This is a genomic window from Hydrogenophaga sp. (assembly GCF_041633695.1).
GTDB lineage: Bacteria > Pseudomonadota > Gammaproteobacteria > Burkholderiales > Burkholderiaceae_C > Hydrogenophaga.
Map to the genome: position 1 here is coordinate 1 of NZ_JBFJMY010000307.1, position 5,160 is coordinate 5,160.

Annotated in this window: 3 protein-coding genes; all 3 read left to right on the forward strand. The window is 64.9% G+C overall.

Annotated features, from left to right (window positions below; genetic code table 11):
* Positions 1 to 2,786 (forward strand): ATP-binding protein (locus ABYB95_RS16615; RefSeq protein ID WP_372659668.1); only part of this gene is annotated, 2,786 nt, incomplete at its 5' end.
* Complete coding sequence (locus tag ABYB95_RS16620) at positions 2,783 to 3,157, forward strand: response regulator transcription factor (protein WP_372659669.1); 375 nt, start codon at positions 2,783 to 2,785, stop codon at positions 3,155 to 3,157. The genes ABYB95_RS16615 and ABYB95_RS16620, both read left to right, overlap by 4 nt.
* Positions 3,154 to 5,160: exonuclease domain-containing protein (locus ABYB95_RS16625; protein ID WP_372659670.1), on the forward strand; the 2,007-nt coding region annotated here is incomplete at its 3' end. The genes ABYB95_RS16620 and ABYB95_RS16625, both read left to right, overlap by 4 nt.

Consider the following 5,160-nt stretch of genomic DNA (forward strand, 5'->3'; position numbering starts at 1 on the left):
CGATTGACGACATGCTGAGCCCGCCACTGGTCCTCGGCGCGTCGTTCGCCTACCTGCTGCTGCTGTTTGCGGTGGCTTATTTCGGCGATCTGAGGGCCCGCCAGGGCCGCTCGCTGATCGCCAGTTCCTGGGTATACGCCTTGTCGATGGCGGTGTATTGCACCGCATGGACCTATTTTGGCAGCGTGGGCCGGGCCGCCAGTTCGGGCGTCTGGTTCTTGCCGATCTACCTCGGGCCGACGCTGGCCATGGTGCTGGCCTGGATGGTGGTGCGCAAGATGATCCGCATCGCCAAGACCTACCGCATCACGTCCATCGCCGATTTCGTGGCCAGCCGCTACGGGAAAAGCCCGACCCTGGCAGGGCTGGTGACGCTGATCACCGTGGTCGGCATCGTGCCCTACATCGCCCTGCAGCTCAAAGCCATTTCCAGTGGCTACGCGGTGCTGACGTCTCCCCTGGGCCAACCCGCGCAGCAAAGCGCCCAGTGGTGGCTGGACAGCACTTTGTATGTGGCGCTGGCGCTGGCGGGGTTCACCATGGTGTTTGGTGCGCGGCACCTGGACAGCAGCGAGCGCCACGAGGGCATGGTGGCGGCCATCGCGGTGGAGTCGCTGATCAAGCTGCTGGCCTTTCTGGCGGTTGGCTTGTATGTGAGCTATGGCCTGTTCAACGGTCTGGGTGATCTGTTCGAGCAGGCGCAGGCGGTGCCGTCGGTGCAGCGCCTGTTGCGCTTCGATCAGGGGCAGCCGTTTGCCTACGCGCAGTGGTTTGCGCTCACGGTGCTGGCCATGCTGTCGGTGATCTTTTTGCCCCGGCAGTTCCAGATGATGGTGGTGGAGAACGTGGACGAGCAGCACTTGAAGCGCGCGGTCTGGGCGTTTCCGCTGTACCTGTTGCTGATCAACCTGTTTGTATTGCCGATCGCCATTGGCGGCTTGTTGTATTTCGGTCCCGGCCGCATGGACCCGGAGACCTTTGTTTTGTCGCTGCCGCTGGCCGAGAACCACACCGCCTTGGCCCTGGTGGCTTTTGTGGGGGGGCTTTCGGCGGCCACGGGCATGGTCATCGTGGAGGCGATCGCGGTGTCCACCATGGTGTGCAACGATCTGGTCATGCCGATTCTGCTGCGCATGCGCCGTTTCGGCAGCCGCGCCAGCGGGGACCTCACCGGTCTGCTGCTGCTGATCCGCCGTCTGGCCATTTTGCTCATCCTCTTGTTGGGCTATCTCTACTTCCACCTGGCCGGAGACGCCTATGCGCTGGTCAGCATCGGTCTGATCAGCTTTGCGGCGGTGGCGCAATTTGCGCCCGCCACGCTGGGTGGCATGTACTGGAAGGGCGGTACGCGCCGGGGTGCGCTGTCGGGCCTGGCCCTGGGCTTTGGCTTTTGGGTCTATACGCTGATGCTGCCTTCGCTGGCCAAGTCGGGCTGGCTGGCGGTGGGCTTTCTCGAACAAGGCCCCTGGGGCATGGCGTGGCTCAAGCCCGAGAGCTTTCTCGGGCTTTCCCTGCTCGACAACCTCACCCACTCGCTGTTCTGGAGCCTGCTGGCCAACGTGGGTGCGTATGTGGGTGTCTCGCTGTGGCGGGCGCCGTCGGCGCGCGAAACCAGTCAGGCGTTGTTGTTTGTCGACGTGTTCCACCGCAAGGCCGATACCCGCCCGGTGTTCTGGCAGGGGCGGGCGAAAGTTTCGGCCTTGATGCCTCTGGTCGGGCGTTTTCTCGGCGAACGCCGGGCGCGCAGTCTTTTTGAGGCCTATGCGCGGCGCATCGGCGTGGCGCAGGTGGAGCTGATACCGCCGGATGCGCGGCTGGTGCAGTTTGTCGAGACCCAGCTCACCGGCGCCATTGGCAGCGCGTCGGCGCGGGTCATGGTGTCGTCGGTGGTGGAAGAGGAGCCGCTGGACATGGACGATGTGCTGCGCATCCTGGACGAGGCTTCGCAATTGCGTGCGTATTCCCATGCGCTGGAAGAGAAGTCCTCATCGCTGGAGCGCGCCACCGCGGACCTGCGCGAGGCCAACGAGCAGCTCAAGAGCCTGGATCGCCTGAAGGACGATTTCATGTCCTCGGTGACGCACGAACTGCGCACGCCTTTGACCTCGATCAGGGCTTTGAGCGAGCTGATGCGGGACGATGAGCACATGCCCGCAGAACAACGCCAACAGTGTCTCGGCATCATCGTGACCGAGGCCGAGCGTTTGAGTCGGCTGGTGAACCAGGTGCTGGACCTGGCCAAGATCGAGGCCGGGCATGCCGAGTGGCACGAGGCCGACGTGGACATGCGCGAGCTGCTGGTGCAGGCGGTGGCCACCATGCGCGAGACCTACCGCGAACGCGGCGTGGCGCTGCAATGCCAGTTACCTGAAGCGGTGCGGGCGGTGCGGGGCGATGCCGACCGCATCACCCAGGTGGTCTTGAACCTGTTGTCCAACGCGGTCAAGTTCGCACCACAGGGTACGGGCGAGGTGGCCCTGCGCTTGCAGCAGGAGCGCGATGGCATCCAGGTGGAGGTGCAGGACAACGGTCCCGGTGTCGCCCCCGAGCTGCAAGAATTGGTGTTCGAACGGTTTCGGCAAATCGGCGGTGAAGCGTACCGGGCTGGTGGAACCGGCCTGGGCCTGCCCATCAGCCGGCGCATCGTGGCCCATTTCGGTGGGCACATGTGGCTGCGTTCAAGCCCGGGGCAGGGCGCGACTTTCGGCTTCTTCTTGTCGCAGAATGGACAGGTCCAACCCGAACCCGCTGGAGGGCCCCAAGAGATGCACCGGAGTGAAACATGAGCCAGAAAATCCTGATCGCCGACGATGAGCCCAACATCCTGATCTCGCTGGAGTTCCTCATGAAGCGCGAAGGCTACGAGGTGGTGCTGGCGCGCGATGGACAAGAGGCGGTGGACGCCGTTGTTCGCGAGCGCCCGGCCCTGGTGCTGCTGGACGTGATGATGCCGCACAAGAGCGGCTTTGAAGTGTGCTGTGAAGTGCGCTCCCACCCCGAGGTGCAAGACACGCCGATTCTGATGCTCACGGCCAAGGGACGCGATACCGACGTGGCCAAAGGCTTGGCCCTGGGTGCCAACGCCTACATGACCAAACCGTTTTCCACCCGTGAACTGGTGCAAAAGGTCAAGGACATGCTGGAGCGCGGTGCATGAAAAGAGGCGATCGCCGCATCGCCCTGGGTGTGTTGGCCCTGGGTGCGGTGTGGGTGGTCTGGCTGCTGCTGACGGTGGCTTTGCTGTGGTCCACGTCGAGCGCAGCCCAGCGCGGGTCATGGCTGGAGGCTCCGGGGCCATCGCTGCTGTCGCGCGGTCTGCTGGTGTTCATGATGCTGGTGGTCTTGCTGATCGCCAGCGCTTTCGTTTTTCGCGCCTTGCTCGCGCACTTTGTGTCGCCCACAGCCCAGTTGGCCGAAGAGGCCGAGGTCTTGCTGCGGACCGATGTGGTGCGCGAGTTGCCCGCGCGCGGCAGCCCTGAAGTCCGGCGCTTGAGCGGCGTCGTCAACCAGCTGGTGTTGCAGCGCGCTCGGCTGCGCGAGGAGATGCACCAGCGGGTGCAGGAGATCAGCCGGGGCACGGAGCTGGAGCGGGCCCGGCTGGCGGCCCTGATGTCCGAGTTGAGCCAGAGTGTGGTGGTGTGCAACCTGGACGGGCGCATCCTGCTCTACAACAACCGTGCCCGCATGCAGTTTCGCGCGCTGTCGCAAGCGCCTTCGGTGGCCGGTGGTGCCGAACTCATTGGGCTGGGACGCTCGGTCTATGGCGTGTTCGACCGCAAGCTGGTGGCGCACGCGCTGGAGAGCATCCAGCAGCGCATGCTGCGTGGTGCGGAGCACCCCTCGGCCCAGTTCGTGACCACCACCGGTGCGGGGCAACTGCTGCGGGTGCAGATGGCGCCGGTGCGCGCGGTGCAGGCCCCCAACGCCGAGACGGGGGACGACCGCAGCGAGATCACCGGCTTTGTGCTGATGCTGGACAACATCACCCGCGATTACGAAGACGAGTCGGCCCGGGACCAGGTGCTGCACACGCTCACCGAGCGCAGCCGGGCGGCGCTGGCCAGCATGCAGGCGGCGATCGACATGCTGGACTATCCCGATCTGGACGCCGCCATGCGCGAGCGTTTTCTGGGGGTGATCCGCGAGGAAACCCAGGGCCTGGGGCGGCGCATCCAGGAGGTGGAGAGCGGAACGGCGGCGGTGCTGAAAACCCGCTGGCCGCTGGAGGAGATGTTGGGCGCCGATTTGATGGGGGCGGCGGTGCGCCGCATCGAGATCGCCACCGGTTTGAACGCCTCCACCAGCGAGGTGAACGGCGCCTTGTGGCTCCAGGTGGAGAGCTTCTCTTTGCTGCAAGCGCTGGTGTACCTGTCCAAGCGCTTGCAGGACGAATTTCAGATCCGCTATGTCGAGTTGCGGCTCACGCTGGCCGCAGCCAGCGAGCACCGGGCGCAACTCGATCTGGTGTGGTCCGGTCAGGCCATGAGCACCGAGACGGTGATGAGCTGGGAGATGGACCCGATGCGCCTGGGCAACGAGACCGTGCGGCTGACGGTGCGCGACGTGGTGGAGCGCCACGGCGGCGCCTTCTGGTTCGAACGCGAGCGCACCCGGCACCAGGCCTTTTTCCGTTTTCTGCTGCCCCTGGCCGATCCGCAGGAACAGTTGGAGGCCACGCACTTTTTGAAGAGCGAGAGCCGCCCCGAGTACTACGACTTCGACCTGTTCAAGACCACGGAGCAGTCGCGCTCCATGGACGAACGCCGCCTGGTGGATCTGGTCTATACGGTGTTCGACACCGAGACCACGGGCCTGAACCCCTCCGAGGGCGATGCCATCATCCAGATCGGCGCGGCGCGCATCGTCAACGGCAAACTGCTGCGCCAGGAGTGCTTTGAGCAACTGGTGGATCCCGGTCGGGACATTCCCGCAGCCTCCATCCCCATCCACGGCATCCAGCCCGAGATGCTGCGCGGTCAGCCGAGCATTGCGCAGGTGCTGCCGTCTTTCCACGCGTTCGCGCAGGATACGGTGCTGGTGGCGCACAACGCCGCGTTCGACATGCGCTTCCTGCAACTGCAAGAGAAGCCCACCGGCATCGTGTTCGAGCAACCGGTGCTGGACACACTGCTGCTCTCGGCCCTGGTGCACCCGAACCAG